This window comes from Burkholderia sp. YHN3-13 (assembly GCF_055810675.1).
Genome location: NZ_JBVVNQ010000015.1, coordinates 78,279 through 95,136, shown reverse-complemented (window position 1 = coordinate 95,136; position 16,858 = coordinate 78,279). Strand labels below are relative to the sequence as shown.

Annotated in this window: 16 protein-coding genes; all 16 read right to left on the bottom strand. The window is 63.6% G+C overall.

The features are described 5' to 3' along the window. Window positions 1-139: 139 nt before the first annotated feature. The 16 genes from AC0KUR_RS27755 to AC0KUR_RS27680 all read right to left on the bottom strand — a co-directional run bounded on the left by AC0KUR_RS27755 (window position 140) and on the right by AC0KUR_RS27680 (window position 16,854). A complete protein-coding gene (locus tag AC0KUR_RS27755) occupies window positions 140-565 on the bottom strand; it encodes a F0F1 ATP synthase subunit epsilon (RefSeq protein WP_006477288.1) in 426 nt (141 codons plus the stop codon). A gap of 104 nt (window positions 566-669) precedes the next feature. Then, entirely contained in the window at window positions 670-2,064 is a 1,395-nt protein-coding gene (atpD, locus tag AC0KUR_RS27750; protein ID WP_034188169.1) for a F0F1 ATP synthase subunit beta, read from the bottom strand. A 66-nt stretch (window positions 2,065-2,130) separates the two neighbouring features. Continuing rightward, on the bottom strand, window positions 2,131-3,006 hold the full coding sequence (atpG, locus tag AC0KUR_RS27745) for a F0F1 ATP synthase subunit gamma (protein WP_034188170.1): 876 nt from the start codon (window positions 3,004-3,006) through the stop codon (window positions 2,131-2,133). 119 nt (window positions 3,007-3,125) lie between these two features. Further along, window positions 3,126-4,667: a F0F1 ATP synthase subunit alpha gene (gene atpA, locus AC0KUR_RS27740; RefSeq protein ID WP_034188171.1), complete on the bottom strand. Its 1,542-nt coding sequence runs from the start codon at window positions 4,665-4,667 to the stop codon at window positions 3,126-3,128. A 44-nt stretch (window positions 4,668-4,711) separates the two neighbouring features. After that, a complete protein-coding gene (locus tag AC0KUR_RS27735) occupies window positions 4,712-5,251 on the bottom strand; it encodes a F0F1 ATP synthase subunit delta (protein ID WP_034188172.1) in 540 nt (179 codons plus the stop codon). A 2-nt stretch (window positions 5,252-5,253) separates the two neighbouring features. Next, the gene (locus tag AC0KUR_RS27730) at window positions 5,254-5,724 is read right to left on the bottom strand and encodes a F0F1 ATP synthase subunit B (RefSeq protein ID WP_006477283.1); all 471 of its coding nucleotides are present in this window, start codon (window positions 5,722-5,724) and stop codon (window positions 5,254-5,256) included. Between the two features lie 129 nt (window positions 5,725-5,853). Then, window positions 5,854-6,123 (bottom strand): F0F1 ATP synthase subunit C, encoded by a 270-nt coding sequence (gene atpE / locus AC0KUR_RS27725; RefSeq protein WP_006482730.1) that lies wholly within the window; start codon window positions 6,121-6,123, stop codon window positions 5,854-5,856. Between the two features lie 75 nt (window positions 6,124-6,198). After that, the gene (gene atpB / locus AC0KUR_RS27720; RefSeq protein WP_012492242.1) at window positions 6,199-7,050 is read right to left on the bottom strand and encodes a F0F1 ATP synthase subunit A; all 852 of its coding nucleotides are present in this window, start codon (window positions 7,048-7,050) and stop codon (window positions 6,199-6,201) included. Between the two features lie 109 nt (window positions 7,051-7,159). Beyond that, window positions 7,160-7,681: an ATP synthase subunit I gene (locus tag AC0KUR_RS27715; protein ID WP_034188173.1), complete on the bottom strand. Its 522-nt coding sequence runs from the start codon at window positions 7,679-7,681 to the stop codon at window positions 7,160-7,162. A 564-nt stretch (window positions 7,682-8,245) separates the two neighbouring features. Then, window positions 8,246-9,376: an SLC13 family permease gene (locus tag AC0KUR_RS27710; protein WP_473376665.1), complete on the bottom strand. Its 1,131-nt coding sequence runs from the start codon at window positions 9,374-9,376 to the stop codon at window positions 8,246-8,248. A 9-nt stretch (window positions 9,377-9,385) separates the two neighbouring features. Continuing rightward, window positions 9,386-10,279: a ParB/RepB/Spo0J family partition protein gene (locus AC0KUR_RS27705; RefSeq protein ID WP_034188249.1), complete on the bottom strand. Its 894-nt coding sequence runs from the start codon at window positions 10,277-10,279 to the stop codon at window positions 9,386-9,388. 31 nt (window positions 10,280-10,310) lie between these two features. Further along, the gene (locus AC0KUR_RS27700) at window positions 10,311-11,090 is read right to left on the bottom strand and encodes a ParA family protein (RefSeq protein WP_059559486.1); all 780 of its coding nucleotides are present in this window, start codon (window positions 11,088-11,090) and stop codon (window positions 10,311-10,313) included. 51 nt (window positions 11,091-11,141) lie between these two features. Beyond that, complete coding sequence (rsmG, locus tag AC0KUR_RS27695) at window positions 11,142-11,828, bottom strand: 16S rRNA (guanine(527)-N(7))-methyltransferase RsmG (protein ID WP_034188176.1); 687 nt, start codon at window positions 11,826-11,828, stop codon at window positions 11,142-11,144. Next, entirely contained in the window at window positions 11,825-13,795 is a 1,971-nt protein-coding gene (mnmG, locus tag AC0KUR_RS27690; RefSeq protein WP_034188177.1) for a tRNA uridine-5-carboxymethylaminomethyl(34) synthesis enzyme MnmG, read from the bottom strand. Before mnmG ends, rsmG begins: the two co-directional genes overlap by 4 nt. Window positions 13,796-14,314: 519 nt before the next feature. After that, a complete protein-coding gene (locus tag AC0KUR_RS27685) occupies window positions 14,315-15,070 on the bottom strand; it encodes an ABC transporter ATP-binding protein (protein WP_473376664.1) in 756 nt (251 codons plus the stop codon). Beyond that, complete coding sequence (locus tag AC0KUR_RS27680; protein ID WP_049032698.1) at window positions 15,070-16,854, bottom strand: branched-chain amino acid ABC transporter ATP-binding protein/permease; 1,785 nt, start codon at window positions 16,852-16,854, stop codon at window positions 15,070-15,072. Before AC0KUR_RS27680 ends, AC0KUR_RS27685 begins: the two co-directional genes overlap by 1 nt. Window positions 16,855-16,858: the final 4 nt, after the last annotated feature.

The following is a 16,858-nucleotide window of genomic DNA, read 5'->3' as shown; positions in this document are numbered from 1 at the left end:
TCCGCTGACGACACTCTGACATCAATTCGCGGCGGACGGATGAAATAGCACGACCGGACGGAATGATCTGGCCCGCAATCCGCAGACGAAAAAAAAGCAGCCCGAAGGCTGCTTTCTTTCACGGGATACGCGGCGCGGCTTAGTGCCGGCTGCGGATCTTCGCCAGACGCTGGATCGCTTCGAGCTGCGCCATCGCGGTCGCGAGCTCGGATTGCGCCTTCGCGAGGTCGAGATCCGACTTCGCGTTCTGCAGCGTTTCCTCGGCACGCTTGCGCGCTTCCTCGGCTTTCGCCGCGTCGAGGTCCTTGCCGCGGATCGCGGTATCGGCGAGCACCGTCACGGCGCCCGGCTGCACTTCGAGAATGCCGCCCGCGACGAACACGAATTCGTCGTTGCCGCCCTCGACTTCGATGCGCACCGCACCCGGACGAATCCGCGTGATCAGCGGCGTGTGACCCGGCAGAATGCCCAGCTCACCCGTTTCGCCCGGCAGCGCGACGAATTTCGCCTCGCCCGAGAAGATCTGCTCTTCCGCGCTGACGACGTCTACTTTGATGGTTGCCATATCGACTCCTGGTTGAGCGTATTACGTGGGCGCCGTGTCTCCTGTCCCCGGGGGTACAGGAGAATCAACGACCTCAACGGCGCCCGCTGCGTTACACCCGACCCTTACTGGATCTTCTTGGCCTTTTCGAAGGCTTCGTCGATCGTGCCGACCATGTAGAACGCCTGTTCCGGCAGGTGGTCGCACTCGCCGTCGACGATCATCTTGAAGCCGCGGATCGTTTCCTTCAGCGGCACGTACTTGCCCGGCGAGCCCGTGAACACTTCAGCAACGTGGAACGGCTGCGACAGGAAACGCTGGATCTTACGTGCACGTGCGACCGACAGCTTGTCTTCCGGCGACAGTTCGTCCATGCCCAGAATCGCGATGATGTCGCGCAGTTCCTTGTAGCGCTGCAGCGTCTGCTGAACGCGACGGGTGATCGAGTAGTGCTCTTCACCGATCACGTTCGGATCGATCTGGCGCGACGTCGAGTCGAGCGGGTCGACCGCCGGGTAGATACCCAGCGAAGCGATGTCACGCGACAGAACGACGGTTGCGTCCAGGTGGCCGAAGGTCGTCGCCGGCGACGGGTCGGTCAAGTCGTCCGCAGGGACGTACACGGCCTGGACCGACGTAATCGAGCCCTTCTTGGTCGACGTGATGCGCTCTTGCAGCTTGCCCATTTCTTCAGCCAGCGTCGGCTGATAGCCCACTGCCGACGGCATACGGCCGAGCAGTGCCGACACTTCGGTACCGGCCAGCGTGAAACGGTAGATGTTGTCGACGAAGAACAGCACGTCGAGGCCTTCGTCACGGAAGTGCTCGGCCATCGTCAGGCCGGTCAGCGCGACGCGCAGACGGTTGCCCGGCGGCTCGTTCATCTGGCCGTACACCAGCGCGACCTTGTCGAGAACGTTCGAGTCCTTCATTTCGTGGTAGAAGTCGTTCCCTTCACGGGTACGCTCGCCCACGCCCGCGAACACGGAGTAACCGCCGTGTTCCTTCGCGATGTTGTTGATGAGCTCCATCATGTTGACGGTCTTGCCCACGCCAGCACCGCCGAACAGGCCAACCTTGCCGCCCTTGGCGAACGGGCAGATCAGGTCGATGACCTTGATACCCGTTTCGAGCAGTTCGGTCGACGGCGACAGTTCGTCGAACGCCGGAGCCTTCTGGTGGATCGAACGCGTATGTTCGCTTTCGATCGGGCCGGCTTCGTCGATCGGACGGCCGAGGACGTCCATGATCCGGCCGAGGGTCGGCTTGCCGACCGGCACCGAAATCGGCTTTGCCGTGTTCTTCACGGTCAGGCCGCGGCGCAGGCCGTCGGAAGCACCCAGACAGATGGTACGGACCACGCCGTCGCCCAGCTGCTGCTGGACTTCGAGCGTCAGTTCCGAGCCATCGAGAATAAGCGCGTCGTAGATCTTCGGCATGCTGTCGCGCGGGAATTCCACGTCGATAACGGCGCCGATGCACTGTACGATCTTGCCTTCTACCAAAGCAGCAGTACTCATCGCTTTTCCTTTAAATACCTGATTCTTTACTCGCGCAAAGGCGCAGTTGTCGTCCCGGGCGCGCGCTTAAACAGCGGCTGCGCCGCCGACGATCTCCGACAGTTCTTTCGTGATCGCGGCCTGACGGCTCTTGTTGTATACGAGCTGCAGTTCGCTGATCACCGTCTTCGCGTTGTCGGACGCGGCCTTCATCGCGACCATGCGCGCCGATTGCTCGGACGCCATGTTTTCCGCGACGGCCTGGTACACCAGCGCCTCGACGTAACGCACGAGCAGTTCGTCGACGACTGCCTGCGCGTCCGGCTCGTAGATGTAGTCCCACGACGTGGCCGGCGTACCGTCATCGGCTTCGAAGTGTTCCGACGACAGCGGCAGCAGCTGCTCGATCACGGCTTCCTGCTTCATCGTGTTGACGAAGCGCGTGTAAGCGATATAAACCGCCGACAGCTTGCCTTCCGAATACAGATCGAGCTGCGTCTTCACGGCGCCGATCAGCTTGTCCAGATGCGGGGTGTCGCCGAGGTGCACGACCTGCGACATCACCTTCGCGCCGAAGCGGTTCAGGAACCCGAGGCCCTTGCCGCCGATCGCGGTGGCTTCGACCTTCTGGCCCTTCTCTTCCAGCTCCTTGAACTTCTGCACCGTCGCACGCAGCACGTTGGTGTTCAAACCGCCGCACAACCCCTTGTCCGTCGTGACGAGGATGATGCCGGCCGTCTTCGCGCCGTCGTTTGCCACCATGAACGGGTGGCGGTACTCCGGGTTCGCACGGCTCATGTGCGCGGCGATGGCACGGACCTTGTCCGCATACGGACGAGCGGCGCGCATGCGTTCCTGCGCGCGGCGCATCTTCGATGCGGCCACCATCTCCATCGCCTTCGTGATCTTGCGCGTGTTCTGCACGCTCTTGATCTTGCCGCGAATTTCCTTCATTCCAGCCATAGCTTGCTCCTTTGCGCCCCGGGTTAGCGCTTTAGCGCTTTACTCGGGGCTCATGCATCGCTCACCGAAGCGGCGCGGGCGCATCAGCACCCGCGCGGCCTCAATGTGTCACTCGCGGATCAATAGGCACCGGACTTCTTGAAGGATTCGATCGCCGAGCGCAGTGCGCCTTCGTCGTCCTTCGAGAGATCCTTGGTGTCTTCGATGCGCTTGATGAGGTCAGCGTGGCTGGTCTTCAGGTTTTCGCGCAGGCCCTTCTCGAACGACAGCACTTGCTTGACGTCGAGATCGTCGAGGTAGCCGTTGTTCGCGGCATACAGCGACACGGCCAGTTCCCAGACCTGCAGCGGCTGGTACTGCGGCTGCTTCAGCAGTTCCGTCACGCGGCGGCCGCGCTCGAGCTGCTTGCGGGTCGCTTCGTCGAGGTCCGACGCGAACTGCGCGAATGCAGCCAGTTCACGGTACTGCGCGAGGTCGGTACGGATACCGCCCGACAGCTTCTTCACGACCTTCGTCTGAGCGGCGCCACCGACTCGCGACACCGACACGCCGGCGTTGATTGCCGGGCGGATGCCTGCGTTGAACAGGTCGGTTTCCAGGAAGATCTGGCCGTCGGTGATCGAGATCACGTTCGTCGGAACGAACGCGGTCACGTCGCCCGCCTGCGTTTCGATGACCGGCAGTGCCGTCAGCGAACCGCTCTTGCCCTTCACTTCGCCGTTCGTGAACTTCTCGACGTACTCTTCCGACACGCGAGCGGCACGCTCCAGCAGGCGCGAGTGCAGATAGAACACGTCGCCCGGGTACGCTTCACGGCCCGGCGGGCGGCGCAGCAGCAGCGAGATCTGACGGTATGCCCAGGCTTGCTTGGTCAAGTCGTCATAGATGATCAGCGCGTCCTGGCCGCGGTCGCGGAAGTATTCGCCCATCGTGCAGCCGGCGTACGGTGCGAGGTACTGCATCGCGGCCGAATCCGACGCCGAAGCGGCGACGACGATCGTGTATTCCATCGCGCCCGTTTCTTCGAGCTTGCGAACCACGTTCATGATCGACGAAGCCTTCTGGCCGATCGCGACGTAGATACAGATCAGGTCCTTGCCCTTCTGGTTGATGATCGCGTCGAGCGCCACCGCGGTCTTGCCGCACTGACGGTCGCCGATGATCAGCTCACGCTGGCCACGGCCGATCGGCACCATCGCGTCGATCGACTTGATGCCCGTCTGCACCGGCTGCGACACCGACTTGCGCCAGATCACGCCCGGGGCGATCTTTTCGATCGCGTCGGTCAGCTTCGCGTTGACCGGGCCCTTGCCGTCGATCGGGTTGCCGAGCGCATCGACCACGCGGCCGACGAGTTCCGGACCCACCGGCACTTCGAGAATGCGGCCCGTCGTCTTGACGACGTCGCCTTCCGAGATGTGTTCGTATTCGCCGAGAATCACCGCGCCGACCGAGTCGCGCTCGAGGTTCAGCGCGAGACCGAACGTGTTGCCCGGAAACTCGAGCATTTCGCCCTGCATCACGTCCGACAGGCCGTGGATACGCACGATACCGTCGGTCACGGAGATCACGGTGCCCTGGTTGCGAACGTCTGCGCTCGCTTCAAGGCCCTGGATCCGGCTCTTGATCAGCTCGCTGATCTCAGAGGGATTGAGTTGCATTATTCGCTCCTGATAGTCAATTCTGTTGCGTGCCGGCGTGGCGCTCAGGCGGTCAAGGCAGCCTGCATCGATGCGAGGCGCGCGCGAACCGAGGTGTCGAGCACTTCGTCGCCGACCGTCACGCGCACGCCGCCGATCAGCGACGAATCGACTTCGACCGTCGGTTTCAGCTTGCGCTTGAACTTGCGTTCGAGGCCCGAGACGAGACTGTCGAGATCCGCGCCGTTCAGCGGGAACGCGCTCACGATCTCGGCGTCGGCTGCGCCTTCACGTTCGTTCTTGAGCGCCTCGAACTGCTCGGCAATTTCCGGCAGCAGCGCGATGCGATGATTGTCGACCAGCATCTGCACGAAGTTCTTCGCTTCGGCGCCGGCCGCGAGCGGCGACTTCACCGCAGCAAGCAGCAACTCGGCTACTTGCGTGCGCGTCACCTTCGGGCTCGACGCGACCGACAGCACTTCCGGCAGACGCGCAACCTGGGCCAGCTCTTGCACGAGCGTGGACCAGGCGGCGATGTCACCGCCCTCGGCCACGCGGAACAGCGCTTCTGCGTAAGGGCGGGCGATGGTTGCAAGTTCGGCCATGATCAGAGCTCGGCTTTCAGTTGATTCAGCAGTTGGGCGTGGGCCGTTTGATCGACTTCGCGCTTCAGGATCTGCTCGGCGCCCTTCACGGCCAGCGCGGCGACTTCGCCACGCAGCGCTTCGCGCGCCTTCACGATTTGCTGTTCTGCTTCCGCCTTCGCCTGAGCGACGATGCGGGCGGCTTCAGCCTGGGCGTTGGCCTTGATTTCCTCGGCGACCGCCTGGGCACGCTTTTCGGCGTCGGCGATGCGCTGCTGGCCGTCGTTGCGGGCCTGCGCGAGTTCCTGGTCCACGCGCTTGTGCGCTGCGTCGAGTTCCGCCTTGCCCTTCTCCGCGGCGGCGAGGCCGTCGGCGATCTTCTTCGAACGTTCGTCGAGGGCGTTGATCAACGGCGGCCACACGAATTTCATCGTGAACCACGCGAGGACCAGGAACACGACCATTTGCGCAAACAGAGTTGCGTTGAGATTCACGGTGTTTCCTTATCTGCTATTCCGGAAAAATGAAACGGTAAGGCGCTCATCGAGTTGCATTCGATCAGCGCCCCAAGTCTCCGTTCCGCCCTGCGCCGGCTCACGCCGGACGCATATTTCCGAGGAACCTTAGCCTGCGAGCTTCGACAGGAGCGGGTTCGCGAACGCGAACAGCATTGCGACACCAACGCCGATCAGGAATGCAGCGTCGATCAGGCCAGCCAGCAGGAACATCTTCGTTTGCAGCGGGTTGATGAGTTCCGGCTGACGCGCGCAGGCTTCGATGTACTTGCCACCCATCAGCGCGATACCGATACAGGCGCCGATTGCACCCAGGCCGATGATGATGCCGATACCGATGGCGGTCAGACCCTGGATGTTGGCGATGTAAGCTTGCATGATCACTCCTTTGTGAAAAGACTTGGAACTGAGATTTAAAAAACTAAAACGAAGACTCTTTCTTGCACGCCGCGCTTAGTGCTTGTCGTGCGCCTGGCCGAGATACACCAGCGTCAGCATCATGAAAATGAATGCCTGCAACAGAACAATCAGGATGTGGAAGATTGCCCAGACGCTACCCGCGATCACATGACCAACGAAGCCGAGGAACGTTGCGTCGCCACCGAAGCTCCACATGCTGCCGAGCAGGGCGATCAACAGGAACAACAGCTCACCCGCGTACATGTTGCCGAACAGCCGCATACCGAGAGAAACGGTCTTCGCGAGATATTCGACAATGTTGAGCGCGAGGTTCGGGATCCACAGCAGCGGGTGTGCGCCGAACGGTGCCGACAGCAGCTCGTGCACGAAGCCGCCCGCGCCCTTGATCTTGATGCTGTAGTAGATCATCAGGACGAACACGCCGAGCGCGATGCCGAGCGTGCCGTTCAGGTCGGCCGTCGGGACGATGCGATGGTGGGAAATCACGTCCGACAGACCGAGCAGGCCGATCACGCGGCCCGGCAGGTCGACCGGGAGGAAGTCGAGGGAGTTCATCAGCGCGACCCACACGAACACCGTGAGGGCGAGCGGAGCGATGAAGGTACGATTGCCGTGGACGATGGCCTTCGACTGGTCTTCGACCATTTCGACGAGCATCTCGATCGCGCACTGGAAGCGACCCGGCACGCCCGACGTCGCCTTGCGGGCGGCCAGACGCAGCAGGACGATCGTCACGATGCCGCACACGATCGACCAGAACAGCGTGTCGAGATTCCAGACGTGGATGTCGAAAATCGACGTCTGATGCGAGGTGGAGAAATTCTGCAAGTGGTGCGCAATGTACTCGGACGGATCCGGACCGCGCGTGCCTTCGCTAGCTGCCATATCGTTAATGCCACCCAAATTGTCGAAAATCGTTTTGCCTGTTCCGCAACACGCTATTGCGGGAACGGGCCGGTGCGGTTCGCTGTCGAAACCGCACGCTGCTTGTTCCTTACCGCCAGGCCAGCGCGATCCAGTAGGTCTTCAGCACGACGAGGTACGTGACGAGGAACGGCACCCAGTGCACGCCGGCCCAGCCGAACGCCACTGCGGTGAACATCCCGATCGTCAGAGCGAGCTTCAGGGCTTCGCCCATCACCCAGCTCATCACGGTGGCCGAGCCACCTGCCTTCAGTCGTGCCACGAATACCGCACTTGGCACCCAGCCAATCGCTCCGCCCAGAAACGCGGATTGCGCAGCGGCGCCCGGCGACTTCGAAAACAGCCACCACGCCAGCGTTGCAACCAGGGACAGGACCACTTGCGCGAACACCACCTTGTAGGGGGTCACGCGCGAGGGCTTGCTCACGTTCGGACCGAACAGCCTCTCGGCTTCCGTCCGTGTAAGCGGAACGATGTTGTTATCTTGCTGCTCGACATCCCAGTCGTCGGATTCGCGCCACTCACCGGCCGCCGAAGCGGGGCGTTGCGTGCGCTGATCATCGTGCCTGTCGTCCGGCGCCTGACCCGCCATCGCAATCTTCCGCAAAGTCCTTGAACCCGACCCCAAGCTTTCTGAAAGCTTTCAGGGGTGCCTAGCTAACAAATCCGGGCGATTGTAAGCGATAGTTGCAAGTGATTCAAGGCTTTAGACGCGACAAAAACCTGCATAAAACGACGCCTCATCATGTGAAAAAACACCCGATTCGACGACGTACGATGACAGTTGTAAGGTCGATTTCTTGCACCGGTATTTCTTGCGCGTAAAACGCCGACGGCAGGGGGAATGACGGGGAAACGATGCCCGGTACGGGTCCGGGCGGAGCGGCACGATCGCCGCGGGAAATGCGCGGTGAAACACTCGCCCGGAATGACTTGGCACGACGGCCCGGAACACGCGAAGCGCCCTGGCCGATCGGTCGTGCGCGACGGGTGAAATTCGACCGAACGCTCGCGCATCGATACGTCCAATCAGTTGTCGCGCCACCACAGGTGTTCGACTGTGGGTTGCGGCACTTATCAACAGCCTATAACCACCGCGAACACTGCCCCCTCCCCGCCCCTCGAATCGCACACCTGTGCCGCGCACCCGCCTTGCTCAACCGTGAACGAGCAACCACGCGCCAAGTGCCGCGCTCACGAGCGCGAACGGAATCGACACCAGATGAAACGGCAGCCACATGCGCGGCTCCTTCGCGAGACGCACCGCGATCAGGTTCGCGAGCGAACCGATGGCAAAACCGAAACCGCCGACCGATACGCCAAACGCCAGCGCACGCCAGTCGTGCGTGAATTCCGACAGCAGGATCGCCGCCGGCACATTGCTGATCCCCTGTGACAGCACGGCGCCCGCGGCATAGACGCGCAGCGGCGAATCGAGCCGCGCATTCGCGATCGTGTCGTGCACGACGGGCAGCGCGGCCGCGCTGCGCAGCACGACGAACATCAGCACGAAGATCAGCAGCAGCAGCCAGTCGATCTTCAGGACTGCGTTGCGTTTGACGGCGAGCAGGACGATGGCGACGCCGACGAGGCCCGGCAGCGGATGGTGGGCATCGGCGAGCAGTACGAATGCAGCGAACAGCACTGCCGCGATCAGCGCGTGCATGCGCTGTACCGGTAACGCGATGGCGTCGCCGGACAGATCGAGCGGCTTCGCGCGAAACATGAACGCGGTCAGCACGAGCAGCAACGCCATCAACGCAAGCGCCAGCGGCCCGAGCGTAACCACGAAGCGGCCGAACGACACGCCGCTCAATTGCCACAGGAAAAGATTCTGGGGATTGCCGAGCGGTGTCGCGACGGACCCCGCGTTGACGGCCAGCGCGACGACGATCACGAGCCGCCGGAACGGTAGCGGCGTCAGTGCACGCAGCGACACCATCAACGGCACGACGACGAACAGCGCGACGTCGTTGGTGAGCCACATCGACAGTACCGCGGCGAATCCGACCAGCAGCATCGCGAGCCCGCGTTCGGAATGCACGTGATGCACGATACGGTGCGCGAGCCACATCAGGCAACCGGACAGCTCGAGTGCCTTGGTCAGCATCAGCAGGCCCGCGAGCGTCGCGACCGTCTGCCAGTCGACGCGACCTGCAAGCACCGAAAATGGTTGCGGACGCACCCATTGCAGCACGATCAGGCCGAGTGCAAGCACCGACAGTACCGGTTCCTGCGCAAGCCATCCGAGCCACCGGCGCGGCGCCGGTGCGCCCGTCTTCTCCATTGGCTGTCCTTACTCTTCGGTTGCGACGTTGCCGCGCAGCCGCGCGAGAATGCCCTCGAGCGCATCGAGGTTGCCGAAGTCGATCGTCACCTGCCCGCGCCCGCGGCGGCCGAGCTTGATCTTCACCGTCGACGCGAGCAGGTCGGACAACTCCTCTTCGAGACGGCGCGTATCGCGGCCGCCGTCGTCCTTCGCGCGCGCCTTCACGGCCGGCGCTTCCTTCGTCGTATGTGCGACGAGCTTCTCGGTTTCGCGCACCGACATGCGCTTGTTGACGACCTGATGCGCGAGCGTGATCTGCGTGGCCGCATCGACGGCGAGCAGCGCGCGCGCGTGCCCCATGTCGAGATCGCCGGCCAGCAGCATCGTCTGCACCGGCGACGCGAGGTTCAGCAGGCGCAGCAGGTTCGACACCGCGCTGCGCGAACGGCCGACCGATTCGGCCGCCTGCTCGTGCGTGAAACCGAACTCGTCGAGCAGGCGCTGGATACCGTGCGCCTCTTCAAGCGGGTTCAGGTCCTCGCGCTGGATGTTCTCGATCAGCGCCATCGCGGCGGCAGCCTGATCGGACACGTCCTTTACGAGCACCGGCACTTCATCGAGACCGGCCAGGCGCGCCGCGCGGAACCGCCGCTCGCCTGCAATGATCTCGTATTTGTCTGATGAAATGGGCCGTACCAGGATCGGCTGCATCACGCCCTGAGCGCGAATGCTGGCCGCGAGCTCCTGCAGGCTGCCCTCGTCCATCCGCGTCCGCGGCTGGTACTTGCCGGCCTGCAGCTTGCCGAGCGCGAGCGTGTTCGGCGCCCCTTCGATCTTCACCGCTTCGGTGATATCGGCGCTGCCGCCGAGCAGCGCTTCGAGGCCACGTCCCAAGCCCTTCTTCTTTGGTACCGCGTTCATGTCTTTCTTCCTCGCTTCGCTCATGTCCGGATCACGACACCTCGAACGCGCGGACGCGTTCGATCATCTCGGCACCGAACTGGAGATACGCCTGCGCACCGCGCGAGCTGCGGTCGAACACGACGCCCGGCAACCCGTAACTCGGCGCTTCCGCCAGGCGCACGTTGCGCGGAATCACCGCGTCGAACACCTTGTCGCCAAAGTGCGCTTTCAGTTGATCGGAGACTTGCTGCTGCAGCGTGATGCGCGGATCGAACATCACACGCAGCAAGCCGATGATCTTCAGGTCACGGTTCATGTTCGCGTGAACCTGCTTGATCGTGTTGACGAGGTCCGACAACCCTTCCAGCGCGAAGTACTCGCACTGCATCGGGATCACGACGCCATGTGCCGCGCACAACCCGTTCAGCGTCAGCAGCGACAGCGTCGGCGGGCAATCGATCAGCACGAAATCGTAGTCGTCGGCCACGCGTTCGAGCGCTGCTTTCAGCCGGCGCTCGCGGTTGTCGATGCTGATCAGTTCGATCTCGGCACCGGACAGCTCGCGGTTCGCGGGCAGAACGTCGTAGGTGACGCCGTCCGGGCGGATGCGCGCATCGGCGACCGACACGCCATCGACCAGCACTTCGTACACGGTCGCCTCACAGGCGGCCTTGTCGATCCCGCTGCCCATCGTCGCGTTGCCCTGCGGGTCGAGATCGATCAGCAGGACTCGTTGCTCCTGCGCTGCAAGGCTTGCGGCGAGATTGACCGATGTCGTCGTCTTGCCGACGCCCCCCTTCTGGTTCGCAACGCAGAAGATCTTTGCCATCGTTGGTGTGTTCCCTTTACCTTCAAACAAACGGCGCGCTACCGCGCGCCTTCAATTCGCGTCGTCGACGGCCACTTCGAACAGATGCCGCTCGGCATCGAGCATCGGCACCGCCAGCCGGATCGTCTGCTTCACGCGGCTGCCTTCCGGCAAACGCGCAATTTCATCATCCGGGTGAACGCCCTTCATTGCCCAGATCGATCCACCCGGCGCAACCAGATGTCGAGCAAGTTTAACGAAGTCGGACAGATCCGCGAAAGCGCGGGATACGATCATGTCGAATTTTTCCGGCACTTCGACGCCCGGCTGCAGCGATTCAACCCGCCCGGTGACGACCGACAGGTTCGCGAGCTTCAGTTCCGCGCGCATCTGCGTCTGGAATGCAGACTTCTTCTGCACGATATCGTTCAGCGTGACCTGCCAGTCCGGCTCGACGATCGCGAGCACGATGCCGGGCAACCCGCCGCCCGAACCGACGTCGAGCACACGCGCCGACGCACGGCCGCGCAGATGCGGGACGATCGAAAGCGAATCGAGGATGTGCTGGATCAGCATCTGCTTCGGGTCGCGGATCGCGGTCAGGTTGTAGACCGCGTTCCACTTGCCGAGCAGCGCGACATAGTCGAGCAACTGGTTGCGCTGAGCATCCGTCAGCGTGAGGTCGAGCGCCGCCGTGCCTTCGACGAGCATCTGTTCCAGTACGTCCCGATTAACCGCCGGCGCGCGACGCGCCGTCATTGTTGCGTCGGGACGGCGCCGTCCCCCTGCTCCGTTGCCTCGGCGGCCGTGCCATTCCGGCGGCCCAGCCCGCGACGCTTCAGGTGCACCATCAGCAGCGAGATTGCCGCCGGCGTGACGCCCGAGATGCGCGATGCCTGCCCGATCGTTTCCGGCCGGAACTCGTTGAGCTTCTGGCTCACTTCGAACGACAGCCCGCGCACTTCACGGTAATCGATACCGTCGGGCAAGCGCGTGTTCTCGTTCGCGTCGTTGCGTTCGATCTCGGATGCCTGGCGCTCGATATAGCCCTGATACTTGATACCAATCTCGACCTGCTCCTTGATCTGCTCGAGCAGCACCGGATCGTCGGTCAGCGGCTCCGCGGGACCGCATTCACCGCCCTTCAGCCCGCATACGCCGTCGTAGCTGATGCCCGGACGACGCAGCAGTTCGGCGAGGCTGTATTCGTGATCGATCGCCTTGCCGAGCAGCGCGGTCGCCTCTTCCGGCGGCAGCGTCTTCGGCGTGACCCACGTCGACTTCAGGCGTTCGGTTTCACGTGAAACAGCGTCGCGCTTCCGGCTGAATGCGTCCCAGCGCGCGTCGTCGACGAGCCCCAGCTCGCGGCCGATCTCGGTCAGGCGCATGTCGGCATTGTCTTCACGCAGGCTCAGGCGATATTCGGCACGGCTCGTGAACATCCGGTACGGCTCGGCCACGCCACGCGTCACAAGATCGTCGACCAGCACGCCCAGATAGGCCTGGTCACGACGCGGGCACCACGCGTCCTTCTCCTGCACATAGCGACCCGCATTGAGGCCGGCCAGCAAGCCCTGCGCGGCCGCCTCTTCATAGCCGGTCGTGCCGTTGATCTGGCCCGCAAAGAACAACCCGTTGATCGCCTTGGTCTCGAGCGACGCCTTCAGCGCGCGCGGGTCGAAATAGTCGTACTCGATCGCATAACCCGGGCGCAGGATGTGCGCGTTCTCGAGGCCGCGCATCGAATGCACGAGCTCGAGTTGGACATCGAACGGCAGGCTCGTCGAGATCCCGTTCGGGTAGAACTCGTTGGTCGTCAGCCCTTCCGGCTCGAGAAAGATCTGGTGCGATTCCTTCGACGCGAACCGGTGGATCTTGTCCTCGATCGACGGGCAATAACGCGGCCCGACGCCTTCGATCACGCCTGTATACATAGGCGAACGGTCGAGGCCGCCGCGAATGATGTCGTGCGTGCGTTCGTTCGTATGCGTGACCCAGCACGGCAGCTGCTGCGGATGCTGCTCCGCGCGGCCCAGGAACGAAAACACGGGAATCGGATCGAGGTCGCCCGGCTGCTCGTCGAGCTTCGAGAAGTCGATCGTCCGGCCGTCGATACGCGGGGGCGTACCGGTCTTCAACCGGCCCTGCGGCAGCTTCAGCTCCTTCAGGCGCGACGACAGCGACACGGCTGCCGGATCGCCGGCGCGGCCGCCCGTGTAGTTGTTCAGGCCGACGTGGATCTTGCCGTCGAGGAACGTGCCGGCCGTCAGCACGACCGCACGCGAGCGGAAGCGGATACCGATCTGCGTGACGGCGCCCACCACGCGGTCGCCTTCGACCATCAGGTCGTCGACGGCCTGCTGGAACAGCCACAGGTTCGGCTGGTTCTCGAGCCGGTGGCGGATCGCGGCCTTGTACAGGATGCGGTCGGCCTGCGCACGCGTCGCACGCACGGCCGGGCCCTTCGACGAATTGAGGATCCGGAACTGAATACCGCTCTCGTCCGTCGCGGCGGCCATTGCGCCACCCAGCGCGTCGACTTCCTTGACCAGATGGCCCTTGCCGATGCCGCCGATAGACGGATTGCAGCTCATCTGCCCGAGCGTTTCGATATTGTGGGTCAGCAGCAGCGTCTTCGCGCCCATACGGGCGGACGCCAGCGCGGCTTCCGTGCCGGCATGACCGCCACCGACGACGATGACGTCAAATTCTGTGGGAAAAAGCATGGTGGATTCCGCACGCCGAGCTGCGCACGAACCTATCAGAGAAATGTATGGGCCGAATTATAGCGGGTTCGCTTTTCACCCGAATGCCGTCCGAATGGTAGGGTCTGTGCATTTCGTCGATTTTTGGGCCGTGGACGGGAGAATCCAGGGTGTCGAGCCTGTTCAGGCAAAGCCCGAGCACGGTTTGCCGTACATCGCTGCACCTGTGCAAAAAACCTGACTGGCGAGAACGCCGCAGGCGGAATATGACCCGATCGATATCTGTGGCCCGCGAGGCAGCGCGAACACGACATGCTGTGCCCCCTTCTCTTCACAGCATTTCTGCCGGTTGCTCTCACCCTTGTCCACCGAGGTTCCACACATCATCGGCCTGTGGAACGAGCCACCGCCGCACAGGACTTAAGACGATTCGTCCGGCGCTTATCCCCAGACCTCGAGCCAACAAGGCCTCACCGGCAAATAAAAACGGCGTGTTTCACGTGAAACACGCCGTTCGTTTCCCGCCAACCGCTCGGGCCCTCAAGCCGTCTTCTTCGCCAGCCCCAGGTACGTTTCGATCACGCGTGGATTCTGCGCAAGCTCGGCGGCCGGCCCTTCCAGCGCAAACTCACCGGTCTCCAGCACATAGCCGTAATCCGAGATCTGCAACGCGGCCCGCGCGTTCTGTTCGATCAGCAACGTCGCCACCCCCGTACCGCGCAACGCGCTGATGATATGAAAGATCTCCTTCACGATCAGCGGCGCGAGCCCGAGGCTCGGCTCGTCGAGCATCAACAGGTCGGGCTTGCCCATCAGCGCGCGGCCGACCGCAAGCATCTGCCGCTCGCCGCCCGACAGCGTGCCGGCCGCCTGCTTGCGGCGCTCCTTCAGCCGCGGGAACAGCGCGAACACGTGGTCGAGCTGGTCGAGGAAGTTCGATTCGCCAGCCTGCTTGCGGCGATATGCCCCCAGCACAAGGTTGTCCTCGACCGTCATCGTGCTGAACAGCTCGCGCTTTTCCGGTACGAGGCACATCCCGCGCGCGACACGCTGCTCGACCGGCAACGCACCGATGTCGCTGCCGCGGTACACGACCGCGCCCGACGCATGCCCCGTAACCGGCAACGCGCCCATGATCGCGTTCAGCAGCGTCGACTTGCCGGCACCGTTCGGGCCGATCACGCTGACGATCTGCCCCGCACCGACCTTGATCGCCGCACCGTGCAGTGCCTCCACCTTCCCGTACCGGACTGCCAGCCCGCGCACTTCGAGAATCGGCATCGTCGTGTCCGTCATCACTCCACCCCGCCCAGATACGCTTCAAGCACGGCCGGGTCCTGCTGCACATCCTGCGGCAACCCTTCCGCGATCCGCGTGCCGAACTCCATCACCACCAGCCGGTCGGTGAGATTCATCACGAAATCCATGTCATGTTCCACGAGCAACACGCTCATGCCTTCCGCCTTCAGCCGTCGCAGCAGGTCGGCGAGCTGTTGCTTCTCCTGGTAACGCAGCCCCGCAGCCGGCTCGTCGAGCAGCAGCAGCGTCGGATCGCAGCACAGCGCGCGGGCGATTTCGAGAATCCGCTGCTGGCCGAGCGCGAGGCTGCCCGCTTCGTCGTACATATGCTTCTCGAGCCCCACGCGGCGGATCTGGCGTGCGGCTTCGGCCAGCAGTTGCGCCTCCTCGTGTGCATTGAGCCGCGCGATGCTGCGCCAGACGCCCGTATGGCCGCGCAGATGCGCACCGATCGCGACGTTCTCGAGCACCGTCATCGCGGGCAGCAGCTTCACGTGCTGGAAGGTACGGCCGATGCCGCGGCGGACGATCTGGCGCGACGTGAGCCCGTCGATGCGCTCGCCACGGAACGTGATCGTGCCGCCCGTCGGCTTCAGCACGCCCGTCACGAGGTTGAACGTGGTCGACTTGCCGGCGCCGTTCGGACCGATCAGCCCGATGATCTGCCCCGCTTTCACGTCGAAGCTGACGTCGTTGACGGCCACGAGCCCGCCGAACTGCTTGCGTGCATTGTCGACGACGAGCAGCGGCTCACCGGCCGCCGGCTTCGCACGCTGCGGCAGCGGATCGGCCTGCTCGGGCACGTGCGCGCTCGGCCCGCGCGGGAACAGCCGGGCAACGAACGGCCACACGCCCTGGCGGGCGTACTGCAGCAGCAGCACCATCAGCACGCCGAACACGATGATCTCGAAGTTGCCTTCCGAGCCGAGCAGCTTCGGCAGCAGCGTCTGCAGGTAGTCCTGCAGCACCGTGAGGATCGCTGCACCGAGCACCGCGCCCCACACGTGCGACACGCCGCCGACCACGGCCATGAACAGGAACTCGATCCCGTGATTCAACCCGAACGGGGTCGGGTTCACCGCACGCTGCAGATGCGCGTACAGGAAACCCGACACGGCCGCCAGCACGGCTGCGTAGACGAAGATCACCACGCGCATCCATGCCGTGTTCACGCCCATCGCCTCGGCCATCACGCCGCCGCCGCGCAGTGCGCGGATCGCGCGGCCCGGGCGGCTGTTCAGCAGGTTCTGCACCGACACGATCGCGGCCAGCACGACGGCCCAGATCAGGAAGTACAGGCTGCGGCCGCTTTCGAGCGCGAGGCCGAACAGGTTCAGCGCCGGAATGCCGTTGATCCCGTCGTACTTGCCGAGCAGCTCGAGGTTACCGAACAGGTAGAACAGCGCGAGGCCCCACGCGATCGTGCCGAGCGGCAGGAAGTGCCCGGACAGCCGCATCGTGACCGCACCCAGCACGAGCGCGACGAGCGCCGTCAGCACGACGCCGACGATCAGCGCGAGCCACGGCGATACGCCGTAGCGCGTCGTCAGGAACGCGGTCGCATACGCGCCGATGCCGACGAACGCGGCCTGTCCGAAGCTCGTCATCCCGCCAACGCCCGTCAGCAGCACGAGCCCGATCGCGACGATCGCATAGAGGCCGATGTAGTTCAGCAGCGTGATCCAGTACTCGGGCACGTGCAGCGCGCCGGGCAGCACCGGCAGCGCGAACAACACCACGAGAAACACCCAGAAGGTCTTGTTGCGTACCATCGTCTTCATCGCG